Raw genomic sequence first — 17441 nt, forward strand, 5'->3', positions numbered from 1 at the left:
TGGCACTGTGACAAGGAGATTGAATGAGTAAGCCAGTACTTCGCTGCTTCCCCTTCGGGGGCGTAGGAGAATTTGGAAAAAACATGATGGTCTACGCCATTGACGATGATGCGGTCATTGTCGATTGCGGTATGGGGTTTCCTGAACCCGGTCAGCATGGTGTGGACATTGTTGTTCCTGATATTTCAGCACTCGATGAACTGGGGCTGAAGATTCATGCACTGTTGCTGACACATGGCCATGAGGATCATATCGGTGGTCTGCCGCATCTGTTACCCAAACTCGGTCTGCCTGTTTATGGTACCGAAGTCACCCTGGCGCTGGTGAAAGGAAAACTTTCCGAGCGCGGCTATAAAGGTGATCTGCGTGTTTTACCTGAGGATGGTAGCACGATAGATGTCGGGCCTTTCAAGGTTGAAGGTGTGCCCGTGACACATTCAATTATGGATGCGGTATCTGTTGCTATTCATACCGTCCTGGGTGTGATTATTCATACCGGTGATTTCAAATTTGATCCGGCACCGATCGATGGCCGTGCTACCGCCATACACCGTTTCTCCCAGCTGGGCGATGCCGGTGTGCTGATACTGGCTTCTGATTCCACCAATGCCACACGCTCAGGCTCGGGGGCATCCGAGCGGGTTGTTGGCCCTGCTTTGAAACAGGCGGTCATACAATGCAAAGGCAAGGTAGTGGTGACCACTTTCGCATCGAACATGTTCCGTATTCAGCAGATTATAGATGCAGCTGTCGCCTGTGGTCGTCGTGTTGCTGTGGCGGGACGCAGTCTGGAACGTAATATGGGGATCACTGAAACACTGGGGCGCCTGAATGTGCCGGCCGGTACGCTGGTGGACATCAAACAGACTGAAGGTGTTCCGGCAGATAAACTGTTGATTATTGCTACAGGTTCACAGGGTGAGTCCAGAGCTGCCTTGGCACGTCTGGCTTATGACCGTTTCACCGGTATTAAACTTGGTCCCGATGATCTGGTGATTTTCTCTTCCAGTAATATTCCGGGTAATGAGCGAGTGATTGCCGGGCTGTATAACCATATTTATCGTCGGGGGGCGCGCATCAAACATGCAGGACAGGCGCCGTTGCACGTGTCCGGCCATGCGCAGGCGCATGAGTTGAAGATGATGATGCAGTTGACTCGGCCGAAATATTTTTATCCAGTACATGGAGAGTTCAGAAATCTGATTGAACATCGTGATCTGGCCGTTGCCACCGGCATACCATTTGATCATACAATCATAGCTGAAAACGGACACAGCATTGAAGCTGATGAAACATCTCTGGGTCTTGGGGCCGAGTTTCATGCCGGAGCCGTATTCGTTGATGGTGATAGTCGTGATGAAATTGATGGTTTTGTGCTGCGTGATCGCAGGGTACTGGCTGAAGATGGTATGATTTCTGTAACGGTACTGCTCTCCCAGCACGAAGGTAAGCTGCTGTCTGAACCTGAACTGGTTGCCAGAGGTGTATTACATGATGATGTCAGCGAAGAGGTGCTGGCAGCGGCAGCACATGCATTACGCAGTTTTCTTGAGAATATGGATAAGGAACTGCTTGCCGATCAGGATGCAGCCAAGGAAGAGGTTCGGCTATTTTTAAGACGCTGGTGTAAGAAAAATATTGGTCGCAGGCCTATGGTCCTGCCGATGATTGTAGCGATATAAGCGTGGATGTCCGTCTCATAATTCGTGAATCTCTGGCGTTACTGCTATTTGGTTGCGTCATCGTTCTGGCTCTGGCTATGTACAGCTTCACACCGGCTGACCCTTCCCTGAATCATCAGACCGATGCTGACGTTCAGAATCTGATTGGTAGTGCCGGGGCTTATGTTTCTGATTTTCTTTATCAGCTGTTCGGTTATGCCAGCTGGTTGTGGGTGGCTCTGATTTCCACTGTGGCACTGCGTATGGCCTGGGGAAGACAGCCTTATCTCGGCGGTTGGAGCTCTCTGTTCTGGTTGCCGGTGGTTCTGGCCTTTGCCACTTTGATGCAGGCACATCTGGTTAGCGGAAGTGCAGCCGATCCGCTTTCACTTCCCGCTGGTACAGGCGGAGCCATCGGGCTCATGCTGGACAGTACATTAAGTCAGCCGCTACGTGGTTTAGGGCGCGATATCCTGTTAATCACATTGATTTTAAGCGGACTCGTTGCTGCTACGCACTGGTCGTTGCTGGCATTGCTGCAAAAGTTATATGCCTGGTTCATGCTGGCTGTTTATTATCTGATAGATGTGCTTAAAGCACTGTTTAATAAGGCAGTGGATCGTAAAGATCGCATCGAAGCTAAAGAGGTGCGCAAAGAGATACGCAAAAAGCGTCCTGAGCATATCGCCAAGTCAAAAGCCGATGTGGCCAAACCTGTGAAGGTGAAAGTTTCACGACGTGCACAGAAAGAGCAGCAGACAGAGCTTGCATTCAACGAACCTTCCGCATCGGGATTCAGGCTGCCATCACTGAACCTGTTTGATCGTGGTCAGGGGCCACAGAAGGAGCATCAGCCCGCAGCATTGCAGGCGATTGCCCGCATGCTGGAAAAGAAACTGCTGGATTATCGTGTTGAAGGCCAGGTGGTTGCAGTGCATCCGGGGCCGGTGGTCACCCAGTTTGAACTGGAGCCTTCACCCGGCACCAAGGTGAATCGTATTGTTGCACTTCAGGATGATTTGGCGCGTTCCATGGCTGCAATCAGCGTGCGTGTGGCTGGTAATATTCCCGGTAAGAGCGTGATCGGCATCGAGCTTCCCAATGAAGAGCGTGAAAGCGTGCTGGTTCATCAGGTATTTGCCAGCAAACAATTTTCCGATAAACGTAATATACTGCCTTTGGCACTGGGTGTTGATATCGGTGGTCAGCCTGTTGTCACGGATCTGGCGAAGATGCCGCATCTGCTTGTGGCAGGAACAACCGGTTCGGGTAAGTCGGTGGCCATCAATGCCATGATCTGTTCCATGCTGATGACCAAAACGCCGAAAGAGCTGCGCATGATCATGGTCGATCCGAAAATGCTGGAATTGTCTGTCTACGATGATATTCCGCATCTTCTGGTTCCTGTTGTGACCAATCCTCACAAGGCAGCTAAAGCACTTGCCTGGGCCGTGTATGAGATGGAGCGGCGCTATCATCTGATGAGCGAAGCAAAGGTACGTAATATCGACGGATACAATAAGGCAGCTGACAAACTGGAAGATGGAGAGCGACTGCCGTATATCGTCATTGTTATTGATGAACTGGCAGATCTGATGATGGTGGCGGGTAAGGAAGTGGAGCAGGCCATCTGTCGTATTGCCCAGAAAGCCAGGGCGGCCGGATTGCATCTGATTCTGGCGACCCAGAGGCCCAGTGTGGATGTGATTACCGGCCTGATCAAAGCCAATCTACCCAGTCGCTTGTCGTTTCAGGTTTCATCCAAGATCGATTCACGCACGATTCTTGATCAGATGGGGGCCGAACAGCTTCTTGGCATGGGTGACAGCCTGTTTCTCAGTGGTGGCAGGGATCTCAAACGCGTGCATGGTGCATTCGTATCGGATCGCGAGGTGATTGATATCGTCGAGCACTTGAAAGGGCAGGGCGAGCCGGATTACCGTGAAGAGGTCTTTGAAGCACCGCCTGCTGCTGATGGTGCTGCAGGAGCAGGGCAGGGCGGCGAAGATCAGGATGAAAAATATGATGAAGCTGCGCAACTGGTGATTGAAAAGGGCCAGTGCTCAGTCTCCATGGTTCAGCGCTATCTGCGCATCGGTTATAACCGCGCGAGTCGACTGGTCGAGCAAATGGAACGTGAAGGACTGGTTACGGCCCCGGGCTCCGGTGGCATCCGAAAAGTGAATGTCAGGTCCGCTGACGATGGTGGAGGTGTCATCGAATGAAACGTGCTGTGATGATGTTGCTTGCTTGCATCGGTTTGGCTGTTGGCTCTGCTGACGCGGCCAAGGTTGAGCAGGTTTGGCCATTGGATGGTCATGAGAATGAGCAGGGCGATTTCTTTAAAAAGAGTATTGAGCGTATGGCTGCCCTGCCGGGTTTTCAGTGTCACTTTGATCAGATGATGGTGTTTACCGATGGTGGAGGTCAGCGTTATTCAGGTGATCTGGCCGTACTCAAACCAAAACGTTTTCGCTGGCAGTACGAGAAACCTTATGAACAGTTTTATATCAGTGACGGATATGGCATCTGGCATTATGAGCCCGATCTGATGCAGGCTGAACGGCTGGATAATCTGGAAGCTGTTGACCCTGCTGTGATGAAACTTCTCGATGGACGCATTTCAACTGCAGACCTGAAGGTATTGCAGAAAGAAAACGCTTCCGGCCAGCAAACAAGACGGTATCAGGTAAGCATTAAAGGTTCTGAGCCTGTTTGGCTGGGTTTTTCCAGGCACGGTGATCTGATTTCAATCGAACGGCAAGATTTGCTGGGCAATCGAAATCGCATGAGTCTGTCAAAATGCTCATACATTGCGCCGAGTGAAAATCTATTTAGTTTTACGCCGCCGGATGGCGTGGACGTGCTTGATATGCGCTCCAGTAAGTAAATGAAGGGAAAACTATGAAACGTATTTTGAGTGTTACAGTCAGCATGTTGTTGGCATCAACTACTGCCTTTGCCGGTGGCATGCCCCAGCCTGTTCAGTCCGCATCAGGTTTAGGGGTTGCCAATGCATTTGTGGCTACAGCCAATGATGCATCGGCGCTTGCATATAACCCGGCAGGTATAGCCTGGCAGTCCGGCGTGTCAGTGCTTGGTGGTTTCAGCGACCCTTACCGTGACTCTTCCGTTAAACTGGCTGGTGGCATCGGACCCAATGAGGGTTCGGAAGCGTTTGGAGGATCCATTTATGCCAGTTGGGCCCCTCTGGACAGCTCATGGGCAGCAGGTATTGGATTTGCGCCGCTTTATCAGGTGAATAATGAGTGGAGTCTGGCGTTCCCAACGGCCGGTGTAAGCAAGATCAATGTTGATCGTACCACATTCGATGCCGTTTATGCTGTGAACAGTTCTCTGGCTGTTGGCTTTGGTGGTGACTGGTATTTCACGCGTGTCAATTTTTCGCAAGGGGTGAATTCATTCAAGGGAAATGACTGGGGTAGCTTTGGGGGTCATGTATCGGTGAAATGGAACCCCATGCCTGCCTGGAGTACGGGGCTGATGGTCAGATCGGGTAGTAAAATTACTATTTCCGGTGGTACAAATAACAAACTTTCATTCAAACTACCGGATGAAGTAAGCGCAGGTGTTGCACATGATTTTGCCGATGTCTGGCGTTTGGAACTCGATGCCAAGTGGACACGCTGGTCGAGTCTGAAGAACTTAAACGTGGTTGGTTTAAATCCGCAGACCAATAATCTGAATCTTAAAGATACCATCACTGTCATGGCAGGATTAACCTGGACATGGCGTCCAAACTCCCAGATCCGCGCCGGGTATGCCTATGATCAGGGGGCCAACAAAGCAGCAGGTTTCAATCCGGTTCTCGCTGATCAGGATGGGCATCAGCTTACTGTCGGTGCCGGCGGGGATTATTCCGGTTTACATTTCGATGTTGCTTACAGTTATACCTATTATACCAAACGTACTGCAACAGATGCTTTTGCAGGTACCTATCGTGATCGCAGGCAGTTCCTCTCCATGTCTGTTTCTTCCCGTTTTGAGTAGTCGGACTGGGTGATCAGACAAGTTTCCTTTCTTGAAGAGAGAGTGAGCGAGATTAATGCGCCGCTTGCACATCGTATGCGGCCAACACAGTTGCAGGATGTAGCTGGTCAATCTGAATTAACCGATAAAGACTCCTGGTTTGCTGCCATGATGGCAGAGGGCAGGGCTATATCATGTATATTCTGGGGGCCTCCCGGGGTGGGGAAAACCACACTGGCAACCATGATGGCCGATGCAGCCGGTTTGCCATTCAGTCATTTGTCCGCAGTTTCAGCCGGTAAGGCAGAAGTTCAGGCTGTGGTAAAACAAGCCAAACAACAGGGCAAGACCTGGCTGCTGTTCCTCGATGAGATTCACCGTTTCAATAAAGCCCAACAGGATGTACTGCTTCCCTATATTGAGGATGGTACGCTGGTACTGGTTGGAGCTACAACCGAGAACCCTTCGTTTTCCCTGAATAACGCGCTGCTTTCGCGCTGTCGCATGATTGTGCTACAGGCGCTTGAAGCTGCTGACATAGAATCAATTCTCAATCGTGCATGCAAGCATCTTCAACAACAGTCTGCTGCTTTTGCAGTCGATGCAGATGCACTGCAATGGCTGGCAGAAAGCTGTGATGGTGATGCGCGGTATGCTTTGAATGCGCTTGAGAGTCTGTTTGAGGCCGATGCGCATAAACAGTGGTCTGCTGATGCGGTTCAGAAGCAGAGTCTGCGCAGAGCTGCCCGCTATGACAGGGATGGTGATGCCCACTTTGATTTGATTTCCGCGCTACACAAATGCGTGCGCGATTCAGATGCTGATGCCGCTGTGTACTGGCTTGCCCGCATGCTCGAAGCCGGAGAGCAGCCGCTGTATATTTCACGGCGTCTGATTCGCATGGCAACCGAAGATATTGGACTCGCCGACCCTAAAGCACTGAATATTGCACTGGATGCACATCGTATGTTTGAGATACTGGGATCACCGGAAGGGGAACAGGGGCTGTTTGAAACGGCGATCTATCTGGCACTGGCACCAAAGAGTAATGCGGCTTATGTGGCTGAAAAGTCTGCCAGAAAGCTGGCGAAACAGACCCAGCATACGGATGTGCCCAGACTTCTTAAAAATGCGCCTACCAAGCTGATGAAACAGCTGGGGCATGGGGATGGTTATCAGTATGCGCACCATGCAGTAGATGGCGTGGTGAATCAGCAGCATCTTCCGGATGGTGTTCAAGCCGAGTTATACCAGCCGGTGGATAGGGGTTTTGAGCGCACGCTCAAGGAACGTATTCAGTGGCTGAATGAGAAGAAGGGCAGAGGTGGTCAGTCGTGACAGGTCAACTATTAGCCGTGGCGATTGGCGGCGCTGCCGGGGCGGTTATGCGCTGGCTGATGGCATCCGGTATCCAGAAGATGGCTGGTGGTGGTTTCCCCTGGGGCACTTTTGCAGTGAATGCTATCGGTAGTTTTCTGCTCGGATTCCTGTTTGTATGGCTGATTGAGCGCTCCACAGCCAGTGAATTGGTCCGGCTTGCGCTCACGGTCGGTTTTCTCGGTGCTTTCACCACTTTTTCCACCTATTCACTGGAGTCTATACGTTTGCTACAGGAGGGGGCTTTAGCTCTGGCTTTCGGCAATGTCCTTGGTCAGGTCATCATCTGCCTGACATTAACCTGGCTGGGAATTCAGCTCGCCCGAACGCTTTAGTTAGAGGCTGCATTCTACTCCTCTTTTTTCAACCCATGCCTGTTTTTCGTAATGGTTGTGATAGGTCGATATGGTGTTACCCCACCAACTGTTAACAGTTTCCGGGAACATATATTTATTCAGCTTGATTGAGCATGTCAGTCAATGTGACAAATTGTCGCTTGACACATAATCATATTATAATATATTCACGCCCTAATCTTTAAATTGAAAAAGAAACTGTTTGTAATAACGCAAAGGGAGTAAACATGTCTCGAATCGTAATTTTAGGTGCTGGCATATCAGGCCATACAGCTGCCAGATATCTTGATAAGTGGTTAGGAAAGAAACATGAAATCATTGTTGTTTCTCCTAATGCCAAATGGAACTGGATTCCATCCAATATCTGGGTGGGCGTTGGCCAGATGAGCGAAGAAGAGGTGACTTTTGATCTCGCTGAAGTTTATAACAAAACCAATGTGGACTTCCGTCAGGCCAAGGGTTTATCTATTAATCCGGAAGGCAGTGCAGATAGTGACAAGGCGTTTATCACTGTTGAATACACGCTTGAAGGCCGCGCCGGTGAGCAGGAAAATATTGAATACGATTATCTGATTAATGCTACAGGGCCAAAATTGAATTTTGCTGCCACTGAAGGACTGGGGCCGGATCACGGGCATACAGTATCAGTGTGCACAGCTGGTCATGCACTGGAAGCCAACGAAAAACTGCAGGTCGTGATCGACAGAATGCAGAACGGAGAACACTGCACGCTGGTTGTTGGTACAGGTCACGGCATGTGTACCTGTCAGGGCGCTGCTTTCGAATACATCTATAATGTCGATCATATTCTGCGCGAAGCCGGCGTCCGCGATATGGCTCGCATCGTCTGGATCAGTAATGAGTATGAACTCGGCGATTTCGGTATGGGTGGCGTGCACATCAAGCGCGGCGGTTATGTGACCAATGGCAAAACATTTGCAGAGTCGCTGATGGTTGAGCGTGGTATCGAATGGATTACACGTGCTCACGTGAAGAAGGTCGAAGCCGGCCTGATCCATTACGAAACATTGGATGGCGAGTTCCATGAGCAGGCATTCGATTTCTCTATGCTGATTCCACCATTTGCAGGTGTTGGTTTGCAGGCATTTGATAAAGCCGGTGAAGATATCACCAGTGAAGTGTTTGCACCTAACGGTTTCATGAAGGTAGATGCCGATTATACACCGCGTCCTTATGCAGAATGGAGTGCAAAAGACTGGCCAAGGAAATACCAGACGCCAAAATATAAAAATGTATTTGCAGTCGGCATTGCTTTCGCGCCACCACATCCGATCAGTAAACCGATGCAGAGTAGCAATGGTACGGCGATCAATCCAACACCTCCAAGAACAGGTATGCCATCAGCAACCATGGCGAAAGCTGTGGCGATGAGTATCCGCGATATGGTGAATGGTGCTGCTGAACCGACCCATTCGGCATCCATGGCGGAAATGGGCGCGGCCTGTGTTGCATCAACCGGATCACATGTGTTTAAGGGTACTGCGGCAACCATGACAGTGTTCCCGGTAGTGCCGGATTTCGAGAAATACCCGGAACATGGTCGTGATATTGAGTTGACGACCGGTGAAATCGGTTTGGCTGGTCACTGGATGAAATATATTCTGCATCATACATTCATCTATCAGGCGAAACTGAAACCGGGCTGGTCAGTGCTACCAGATTAATCGAACTAAATATCTAGAATTTCTGAGGAGCAAGACATGGCAAACAAAGTTACCAATAAGGAGCCTTACCAGCAGGCATATTATCCACCGGCCCCAACCGGCTGGACCAAATATATGCGTACATCACTGATCTGGCAGGGTATCCGTTTTATCGTTATCAATTTGAAAATGCTCAAACTGATGTCGAAATCGCACCATTAATAAGCACTGCTTACTAATGGCATGAGAAATACCAAAGCCCTCTGCGCATGCAGGGGGCTTTTTTGCTCACGGAGGAGTTTCGGGAAACTGAATCGCTGGCAGTTCAGTTTTTTATATTCAATTTATTATCACAGATTTCGCTCATGATACTTTGATCTAAGTCTCTTCTGTGTGTCATTTCATCGTAGCAGGCGACGGCTTGCAAGGTGTGCAGCAAGCGTAAAACCGGCTAGCGCATATAGTGCAAGGACCCCGACATGCAGCCACGGCAGGGTTAATGGCATTTCGGTCAGAAGTGGACGAATCAGTGCAACGGCATGTGTCAGCGGCAAAACTTGCGCTACCATCTGGGCGAAAGCGGGCAGAGTATCAATCGGATAAAAGACGCCGCAGAAGAGGAACATCGGTGTAACTGCCAGAGTGAAATAGTACAGGAAGAAATCATAGCTGGGTGAAATGGCGCAGAAGGCCAGAGCGGGGCCGGCAAAGGCAAGCCCGATCAGGAAGATGACCGGCAGTGCCAGCAGGGCAGTGTCCCACTGCTGAATACCACCGAGCAGACCTGCAACCACAAAGATGGCTGAGCCGCTGATCAGGCTTTTGGTAGCTGCCCACATCTGTTCTCCTGCAATGATCTCCTGAACGCGAAGAGGGGTGGCAAGCATACTTTCCCATGTCCCCTGCTGATTCATGCGCGTGAAGGCTGAATAAAGGCTCTCAAAGGTTGCCGTATTCATGGCGCTGGAGCAGAGAATGCCGCTGGCGAGAAATGCCATATAGGGAATGCCGTTCATATCACCGATATACAGGCCGAGGCCGTAACCGAGACCGAGCAGATAGAGAAATGGATCGCCGAAATTACCCAGCATGGAAGCACCGGCAAGTTTTTTCCAGACGAGAAAATTGCGTCGCCATACAGCCAACACATGCAAAGGAAAAAGTTGAAGGCTATTCATGCCTCTTCCCTCATGTCCCGACCGGTAAGTTTTAGAAATACATCTTCCAGTGACGCAGGTCGATGAATAAAAGTCAGGTCATTGCGTTCTGCACAACGAGCCACCAGAGGGCGAGCATCAAGGCCGTAGCAGAACCATGTGTCTCCAACATGATCGAGTCGAATATCCAGTCCTTCACATAGTTCGATGGCATCAAGTTCATTGCTTAGTCCACGTATTGCGACAACCTCAGCTTCGACATGCTCGGCAATCAGGTCCTGTGGAGAGCCGCGGGTGAGAATGCTGCCCCGATCAAGAATGATTAATTCATCACATAACTCTGCCGCTTCTTCCATATAGTGAGTTGTCAGGATCAGCGTTTTTCCCTGTTTTTTCAGAGAACGTAACCGTTGCCAGATCAGATGGCGTGCCTGCGGATCGAGGCCGGTGGACGGTTCATCGAGCACGATCAGGTCGGGATTGTTGATCAGGCTACGCGCGACCATCAGTCGCCTGCGCATGCCACCGGAGAGACTGGACACCTGATCCCTGCTGCGTCTTGCCAGAGCCGCGAATTCGAGCAGTTCTGCAATACGTGTTTCTGCTGCGCGGTAGCTTATGCCAAAATAACCCGCATACACTTTCAGGTTCAGGGACACGGAGAAGTCGGGGTCGAGGTTATCCTGTTGCGGGACTACTCCTATTCGGCTGTGAATAGCTGAATCGCCAACGGATTGGCCGAACACGCTGTATTGACCTTCGCTGACCGGTGATAGCCCCAAAAGCATGCGCATCAGCGTTGTTTTTCCTGCACCATTCGGACCCAGGATGCCAAAGCAGATGCCCGGACGGATATCGAAATCGACTCCGCAGATCACTTCGCGATCTCCGAAATATTTTCGTACACCTGTTGCACGGACTACAGCATCACTCATGGCTTTATTCTCTCGTATACGAGCTCAACTTCAATGGAGAGTATCTCTGTCGTACGACTGCATAAAAAAAACACCGCCAGAGGCCTGACGGTGTTTTGTGTCTTTGTTCACGTGTTCAGTCTGTTTCTAGAACAGTGAAATGACCTTCTGGCGTACCCTAATGTGTTTTGGGCTTCTGTTGGTCTGCACCAGGAAATGACCATAAGCCCGGTTTGCCAGTTTTTTATTGCCCAGAGCATCGGCCGAATAACCAATGTTCAGGCTGACCTCGGGCATATCCGGATCCAGGTCCTTGGCAATGGACAACAGTTGCAGTGCAGTTTCATGATTATTGTTTTCCTGCGCGATAATTGCACGCTGAACCCAGAGTTCTGCTACTTCACCATTGCGGGCAATTGCCTCACTGAGATAGTTCTCAGCATCGTTGAGTTGACCGCGCATCAGGGAAGCTGTTCCCATCCAGTACCATGCGCGCCAGTCAGAAGAGCTGTTCAGTAGTTCGGGTAATACCAGAGAAGCTTCAGCATATTGATGATTGAGCACCAATTCTTTGCCATACATCAGACGGGCCGCTCGATGCCCCGGATTAACACTGAGCAGTTGTGCCAGATGATCCAGCGCTTTGCTGCGATTACCCTGCATCAGCGCTGTTTTTGCGGCAGTAAACAGTTCTTCAGAACTGAGGGCTGGAACTGCAGGGGCCATCGGTTCTGCTGCTTTCTTTTCAGCTGCCGGAGTAGGGGTTTCAACGATCGTTGCAACCGGTTTGTTTGAACCGGACACCGGCGCTGAAGTTTTATCACCCTGAGCTGCTGATTTTTCACGGATCACTGGTGGGGCGGTTTCTGTCATGGTCAGCATCACCGGAGCATTTGACGCAACATCCCAGCTTGCCGAGGTATTTACTTTAGGGGTTGTAAGTTCCAGAAGGGCATCACCGGCACTTTTCAGGCTGGTTGAAAAGAGTAGTTCGGTGTCCATAGCGTTTGCATTTGCATGCGTTGAGAAGCCCAGACAGCAGAGTGCTGCACAGATTGTGATATATTGTTTTTTCACAGCTTCGCCTCCTTGATCGCATTCGTTGGATCAACAACACGCGGCGTCATAAAGATAACCAGCTCTTTCTTTTTCTTGGCGGTGTATTTGCCGGAAAAAGCCATGCCAAGTGCGGGGATGTCACCAAGCCCGGGAACCTTTCGGTTGGTTTCAGATTCAATGTCCTGAATCAGGCCGCCCAGTACAATGGTTTGACCATCACGTACGCGAACCAGCGATGAGGACTGTCTGATATCAAGGTTTGGAGCACTGGATGTTACATTACCCAGATTATCCCTGACTTCGGAAATGCTGGCAACGCTGGTAATAACAGGGGAGATATCGAGCATCACCCAGTTATCTGCAGAAATCTGTGGTGTAATTGCCAGTACGATGCCTTCAGTAATCACCTGACTTTTATCAGTAGAGAGAACAATTGCGCCTGCAGCAGTAGAATTGGTAGTTACCTCTTTACTGAAGAAGGTGCGGTCGGTGCCGACTTTGATCATGGCCGACTGATTGTTCAAAGTTCGGATTTTCGGCTGTGAAACGACTTGCACATCCCCCTGTTCCTTCAGCGCGGTAATCACCGATGTGATGTCACCCTGTGCGCCATTATGTGTTGCTGTAGCACCGAATGTCTGTCCAAGTACAGGAATGCCACCAGCGGCAGCTGTTACTGCATTGGCCGTGCTAAAGATGATATTCGTACCCCAGTCACCCGGATTAACACGTGACCAGTCAATACCAAGCGAAAAATCATCATTCAGGTTCACTTCTACGATTTTCACTTCGATTTCAATCTGGCGATGAATGGCCTGATTGATATGATTAATAAACTGGCCGATCTGAATAACCTGAGAATGTTTGTCGGTTACCTGAACCGTACCGGACATGCGGTTGACAATAATGCTGGCACCTTCTGCTTTTGATGACATGACGGACAGTTGTTTTTCAAGTTCATCCCAGAATTCGACTTTATCCTGGTGTTCAAGCTTGAATTCACTGGATTGACCACCAGAGCCACTACTTGCACTACCACCTGTTCCATTTGATGAGCTGGAGGAAACCGAGGCCTGATTACTGCCGCTGTCGCTGCGTACAAGACGGATATAATTGATGGTGAAAAGCTTGCTTTCGATATAATGCACATTGATCAGATTGCCATTTTGTTCCCAGTAGTGGCCGAGGCTGCCTAGAATAGAATCCATAGCCTGGTCAAAGGGGAGATTCTGGAAACTGACAGTGACGCTGCCGGTAACATCTTTGTCAGCTATGATGTTGAGCCTGTTCGCTTTAGCAAACAGGGCAAGTGCATCAACAACATTCATGTTTTTAGCCTGAAAGCTGTATAGCATTTCAGAGGCCGAAGCTGGCAAAATCCTTTCCCGTTGAGGTAGTGCAATTCTGTCTATCAAGCCAAGATTGACGGACCTGGACATGCTTGCCTTTGCATTACTTGCGGACATCTTGGCTTGTTTAGCAGGTGTTTCCGTTCTTTCAGTTGTTACACATGAGGAGAGCAGCATGGTGGTAGCTAGCAGAAAGATACCAGTCTGCAGTACGCCACCATGTCTGTTTTGCTTACATTTAGATATCATTGTCTCTACTTGCCTCCCCTGGCATGAACCTTCAAAGTCTTTTCACGATTACCATAGCGAAGGCGCACACTATTGCCGGCAATGCTAATAACCTTGAATTTCCCTGATTTCTGCCCTTCCTGAACCACATTGCCATTAACGATAGCAAATTTCTCGGAAGAACCAATAACAATTGCAGAAACTGCAGGCCAGTTAATCCAACGTTTCCCGCTTTTAAGCCTGACTGCTTTCATCGGAGAAAAAGGATTCCTGTCCGGTGAGATGACGGCCATTGCATCCCAGTTGACCATCTTCATCTTGCTCGTGTCTATACTTTCGGATGTTTCAGAAGAAAAGGGCCGGGTCGGGGAAATATCAGCCACAACAGACGAAGATGAACCGTCCTCAATCAGTGGGTCAATAACATTGAAGTAAACAATAATCAGCGCAATCACTGATAACAGGCCGACAAACCAAGGCTTCTGTAATAGGTCCCTCATCATGCAGGACCTTTGTTGATTGCTGCAATATTATCAATCTGGAGCGGTGTGCTTCGCATCCACATTTCAACATACATTTCTAGTTGATCAAGCTGGTCTGAACTACCGGTTACTGATGCGCTTGTCACATCCATTCGCCAGGAACTATTGGTAATGCTTTTAGCAAAATCGAGAATCTTTTTATAAGCGTTTCGTTGATTCAGGTCTCTGGAGGGGCGCAGGATGATCTGAATGGGAACGAGGTGAACGTTACCAAGTTTCTGCGGCGTAGGGTGGGCTCTGCCGACATTATAAATCAGGTTGATGCGTTGTTTCTGAGCCTTGGCAATGAATTTTTCCAGCCATTCGGCAAGACTGTTCTGGTCCGGCATCAGCTTGTTTTCGGCAGCAGCAAGATCTTCAGCAATTTTTTCATGGTTCTGGGCAGACCACTTAAGCTGCAGATGGTCTATTTCACGCCGCATGGTTTCCTGTTGCTGGCTGATAGACTTGGCACCATTTAGCAGTTCAAGGCGTTCGTTAATGCTCCACCAGATCACGCCAATACTCAGCAGAATCAATGCAATCAGCACGATGCGTGCAGCCCAACCTTGCTTGAGTTGCGTGGTAATGAACTCCAGTGGACCTTCCATCCGGGATATGAAACCTTGTTTGCCGCTCATTTCATGTATCCATTAAGCTTGAAACTCAGGCGCTTGAACACTTCGCTATTGCCGCGTCCAAGAACTTTATCCGGTGATTTCTTCCAGCTATCATCCATGAGAGCATTCAGTGGTGGTGCTGAAAGCTGAGCTTCAATTTTCTCCATATTTCTGATGATCATAGAAGAATCAGCGGTACTGTTGGACTTTCCACTGATGCTGAACTCTCTTACATCACCCTTTTGCGTAACAGTGGCCTTGGTAAGAATCAGGCCGGCAGGAATAACATCACCCAGATAGGCAAAGAAATTTACGGGGTAGGTCGCTTCGTTGGGGTTGTTCAGTTGGGCCAGTCGGTTTTTGGATGTTTCCAGGGTGCGCATTTTATCAGCCCACTGATTTCTTTCCGCAGTTAATTCGGCCAGTTTTTCTTTAGCACCGTGAACTACTGATGAGTTGGATACGAGGATTTCGACTTGTATCACAACAATGGCTGCGCATATCATGAGTACTGAAGCGAACATGACACTTAAACGAAGGGCATGTTTTTCTACTCTTCTGCGCTGAATATGTGATGGAACAAGGTTACTTGTACGGCGCGCAGGTAGTCTGCAAATATCCATCGCCCAGCAGAATGCATGGTGATCATCTTTTCTGGCCGCAAGAATGGGCAGGTTAATACGACTTTCCAGCTGTTCGTGTAACTCGCCGGACCCATCTCCGGCGGTAGAGAGTTTGTTTACGGCAACGCCGAACTGCTGCTTGGCATAAAGAATGGATCGGTCGATATCCCTGACCAGGATTTCTATATTATCCTGCCAGTTATAACCCAGGTCTCGAATAAACAGAATTTCACCATCACCACGTGTGATCAGGATATCTGTTTCACCGGAAAAGGTTGCCAGCATGGCGACCACATCGGTTTTTTCAACAGATAGCCTCATGGTGTGTTGAGCCATGACCTCTGAGAGAGGCATGAATGATTTCGGATACAGGTTCAGATCTTCAAGCGTCTGAACAATCTCTTTACGGAAAGACTCTGGCAGCAAGTGTAGCAGGATGCCTTGAGCCTCTTTGGCTGCAAATGTGTGTGTCCAGCTCCAGGCCGCATCTTCTGAGAATGCTTTTTCCTGTGGTGCACGACGCTTGAGGAAGGATTGTAGATCCTTGCTTGACATCGGTGGTACCTGAATAAACGGATGCGCCAAATTGTCGGATTCATAGACCATGGCGACATCACTGCCCGCTGCCACTTTGAGTTGTGTGGTTGCTTTTAAGGCGGCAGCTTTGAAGTCCTGAGTTGTGCTGACCCGCTCTTCACTCTGCCAGCGGGAGGCGCAGATGCCGTTGTCAAAATAAACCGCGTGGAACTCCCCCTGTATCCAACTGATACCAAGGGTAGGCCGCTTCAGTGGCTGTCTTCGATCCTTTCTTTTGCTTTTAAACATGGGTTATCGCTGCCACTTGAAGGTTAAGGCTGCAGGATTAAGCCCAAAACCCGGGTACTGGAATGTTTCAGGCCCCTTGATCAACTGAAGGAAACCGAGCCCGCCGATGGCGCCATGGGCATGTGTCGCGAATCTGGTGCCATGCATGATATAAAGCTCATAGATCAAATCTGGGGGCGGGGATGCTGCAGTTGGTCTGGAAGGTAGTACTGCTTGTGGCAGAAAACTCTCGATTTGATAGGCGGGCAGTGGAGCCACGCCAGTGTAGTCGCTGGATATCGTTACGCGGTGAAAGAGATGATCAAGGCTGATTCTCTGAATGACAATACCGGTATCGATACCTGTTCCGGGTAGAGCGCCAACCGGATTCTTCTCAGGCATCGGATTCGCTATAGTTTGATTCCACACGGCATCAAAACTTGCAGCAGTGAGAGCTGTAGGCAACGCAGCAAGCGGGGTTGCACCAGCTTTGCGTAAATCAGAGACAATCATGACACGAAGCGATGTAATAGGAACAACGGGAGCAGGGGTAGCAAGGTTTACCCTGTTTGTTCCACCAAATGGAATGGCACCTTGTTCATAAAGGGATGGTGGTGTGCCAGCAGGTGCCTGAGCAGGAGGCGCGGCAGGTGGTACAAACTCTGGAAACAGGGCAGGCATTGTGAGGGTGTAATTGGGATCAATGAAGAACTGTCTGGCTCTACCCATTTCGTTGACCAGGATTTGTTGGGCTGGCAGAGCACTCTGCGTGCTCAGGGCCCAGGCCCAGTTACCTGTAGGAATCAGAGTTAACGGGTCTGTAGGTCCATCCGAAGGAATGGAGTGTGTTCTTATCATAAAATCTTCAAGAACAGGAGCCAGTTTTTTAAGTGTGGTTTTTTCGGCATTAAGGCTGACGCTTTCAACGCGCGAGATAAGATTGGGTACGATAATTGCGGCCAGAATTGAGATGATAGCCAGTGCTCCGATCATCTCAATAAGTGTGAAGCCACGATTGAATCTGGTCATATCTTTAACTCTCACCACCTTACTTTAAATATATCGAAATAAGCGCGACATTTTATGGTTGAAAGATGTGTACCATAAAGTCATGTGTT

16 protein-coding genes are annotated in these 17441 nt (G+C 49.5%); 8 read left to right on the forward strand and 8 right to left on the reverse strand.

Features of this window, described 5'->3' with window-relative positions; all coding sequences use genetic code 11:
• Nucleotides 1–23 precede the first annotated feature (23 nt).
• From MMIC_RS08405 to MMIC_RS12725, 8 genes are all read left to right on the forward strand, one after another.
• Entirely contained in the window at nt 24–1682 is a 1659-nt protein-coding gene (locus MMIC_RS08405; RefSeq protein ID WP_072660021.1) for a ribonuclease J, read from the forward strand.
• Between the two features lie 2 nt (nt 1683–1684).
• Nucleotides 1685–3886 (forward strand): DNA translocase FtsK, encoded by a 2202-nt coding sequence (locus MMIC_RS08410; protein ID WP_072660022.1) that lies wholly within the window; start codon nt 1685–1687, stop codon nt 3884–3886.
• Nucleotides 3883–4551, forward strand: coding sequence for a LolA family protein (locus MMIC_RS08415; RefSeq protein ID WP_072660023.1), 669 nt, complete (start codon nt 3883–3885; stop codon nt 4549–4551). Before MMIC_RS08410 ends, MMIC_RS08415 begins: the two co-directional genes overlap by 4 nt.
• Before the next feature lie 14 nt (nt 4552–4565).
• On the forward strand, nt 4566–5672 hold the full coding sequence (locus MMIC_RS08420) for an OmpP1/FadL family transporter (protein ID WP_072660024.1): 1107 nt from the start codon (nt 4566–4568) through the stop codon (nt 5670–5672).
• 75 nt (nt 5673–5747) lie between these two features.
• Nucleotides 5748–6989: a replication-associated recombination protein A gene (locus MMIC_RS08425; protein ID WP_171966488.1), complete on the forward strand. Its 1242-nt coding sequence runs from the start codon at nt 5748–5750 to the stop codon at nt 6987–6989.
• Nucleotides 6986–7363, forward strand: coding sequence for a fluoride efflux transporter CrcB (gene crcB / locus MMIC_RS08430; protein ID WP_143144925.1), 378 nt, complete (start codon nt 6986–6988; stop codon nt 7361–7363). The genes MMIC_RS08425 and crcB overlap by 4 nt, the downstream gene beginning before the upstream one ends.
• Nucleotides 7364–7611: 248 nt before the next feature.
• Nucleotides 7612–9069 (forward strand): NAD(P)/FAD-dependent oxidoreductase, encoded by a 1458-nt coding sequence (locus MMIC_RS08435; protein ID WP_072660026.1) that lies wholly within the window; start codon nt 7612–7614, stop codon nt 9067–9069.
• 36 nt (nt 9070–9105) lie between these two features.
• Nucleotides 9106–9270: a hypothetical protein gene (locus MMIC_RS12725; RefSeq protein WP_171966486.1), complete on the forward strand. Its 165-nt coding sequence runs from the start codon at nt 9106–9108 to the stop codon at nt 9268–9270.
• A gap of 179 nt (nt 9271–9449) precedes the next feature.
• On the opposite strand, the gene MMIC_RS08440 is transcribed toward MMIC_RS12725, so the two are convergent.
• From MMIC_RS08440 to MMIC_RS08475, 8 genes are all read right to left on the reverse strand, one after another.
• Nucleotides 9450–10226 (reverse strand): ABC transporter permease, encoded by a 777-nt coding sequence (locus tag MMIC_RS08440; protein WP_072660027.1) that lies wholly within the window; start codon nt 10224–10226, stop codon nt 9450–9452.
• On the reverse strand, nt 10223–11140 hold the full coding sequence (locus MMIC_RS08445; RefSeq protein ID WP_072660028.1) for an ATP-binding cassette domain-containing protein: 918 nt from the start codon (nt 11138–11140) through the stop codon (nt 10223–10225). The genes MMIC_RS08440 and MMIC_RS08445 overlap by 4 nt, the downstream gene beginning before the upstream one ends.
• A gap of 126 nt (nt 11141–11266) precedes the next feature.
• Nucleotides 11267–12196, reverse strand: a complete 930-nt coding sequence (locus tag MMIC_RS08450) for a tetratricopeptide repeat protein (protein WP_072660029.1) — start codon at nt 12194–12196, stop codon at nt 11267–11269.
• The gene (gene mshL / locus MMIC_RS08455) at nt 12193–13776 is read right to left on the reverse strand and encodes a pilus (MSHA type) biogenesis protein MshL (RefSeq protein WP_072660030.1); all 1584 of its coding nucleotides are present in this window, start codon (nt 13774–13776) and stop codon (nt 12193–12195) included. The genes MMIC_RS08450 and mshL overlap by 4 nt, the downstream gene beginning before the upstream one ends.
• Nucleotides 13777–13781: 5 nt before the next feature.
• Nucleotides 13782–14258, reverse strand: coding sequence for a hypothetical protein (locus MMIC_RS08460; protein WP_143144926.1), 477 nt, complete (start codon nt 14256–14258; stop codon nt 13782–13784).
• Nucleotides 14255–14917: a hypothetical protein gene (locus MMIC_RS08465; protein WP_072660032.1), complete on the reverse strand. Its 663-nt coding sequence runs from the start codon at nt 14915–14917 to the stop codon at nt 14255–14257. Before MMIC_RS08465 ends, MMIC_RS08460 begins: the two co-directional genes overlap by 4 nt.
• Nucleotides 14914–16344 (reverse strand): PilN family protein, encoded by a 1431-nt coding sequence (locus tag MMIC_RS08470; protein WP_072660033.1) that lies wholly within the window; start codon nt 16342–16344, stop codon nt 14914–14916. The genes MMIC_RS08465 and MMIC_RS08470 overlap by 4 nt, the downstream gene beginning before the upstream one ends.
• Before the next feature lie 3 nt (nt 16345–16347).
• Nucleotides 16348–17352 carry a prepilin-type N-terminal cleavage/methylation domain-containing protein gene (locus MMIC_RS08475; protein ID WP_072660034.1) on the reverse strand — a complete coding sequence of 335 codons (1005 nt, stop codon included), beginning with the start codon at nt 17350–17352 and terminating at the stop codon, nt 16348–16350.
• Nucleotides 17353–17441 lie beyond the last annotated feature (89 nt).

This window comes from Mariprofundus micogutta, assembly GCF_001895085.1.
Taxonomy (GTDB): domain Bacteria; phylum Pseudomonadota; class Zetaproteobacteria; order Mariprofundales; family Mariprofundaceae; genus Mariprofundus; species Mariprofundus micogutta.

Coding starts and splice junctions, on each gene's coding strand:
- MMIC_RS08405 (WP_072660021.1), top strand. CDS start 24: ATGAGTAAGCCAGTACTTCGCTGCTTCCCCTTCGGGGGCGTAGGAGAA.
- MMIC_RS08415 (WP_072660023.1), top strand. CDS start 3,883: ATGAAACGTGCTGTGATGATGTTGCTTGCTTGCATCGGTTTGGCTGTT.
- MMIC_RS08420 (WP_072660024.1), top strand. CDS start 4,566: ATGAAACGTATTTTGAGTGTTACAGTCAGCATGTTGTTGGCATCAACT.
- MMIC_RS08425 (WP_171966488.1), top strand. CDS start 5,748: ATGCGGCCAACACAGTTGCAGGATGTAGCTGGTCAATCTGAATTAACC.
- MMIC_RS08435 (WP_072660026.1), top strand. CDS start 7,612: ATGTCTCGAATCGTAATTTTAGGTGCTGGCATATCAGGCCATACAGCT.
- MMIC_RS12725 (WP_171966486.1), top strand. CDS start 9,106: ATGGCAAACAAAGTTACCAATAAGGAGCCTTACCAGCAGGCATATTAT.
- MMIC_RS08440 (WP_072660027.1), bottom strand. CDS start 10,226: ATGAATAGCCTTCAACTTTTTCCTTTGCATGTGTTGGCTGTATGGCGA.
- MMIC_RS08445 (WP_072660028.1), bottom strand. CDS start 11,140: ATGAGTGATGCTGTAGTCCGTGCAACAGGTGTACGAAAATATTTCGGA.
- mshL (WP_072660030.1), bottom strand. CDS start 13,776: ATGATATCTAAATGTAAGCAAAACAGACATGGTGGCGTACTGCAGACT.
- MMIC_RS08460 (WP_143144926.1), bottom strand. CDS start 14,258: ATGATGAGGGACCTATTACAGAAGCCTTGGTTTGTCGGCCTGTTATCA.
- MMIC_RS08465 (WP_072660032.1), bottom strand. CDS start 14,917: ATGAGCGGCAAACAAGGTTTCATATCCCGGATGGAAGGTCCACTGGAG.
- MMIC_RS08470 (WP_072660033.1), bottom strand. CDS start 16,344: ATGTTTAAAAGCAAAAGAAAGGATCGAAGACAGCCACTGAAGCGGCCT.
- MMIC_RS08475 (WP_072660034.1), bottom strand. CDS start 17,352: ATGACCAGATTCAATCGTGGCTTCACACTTATTGAGATGATCGGAGCA.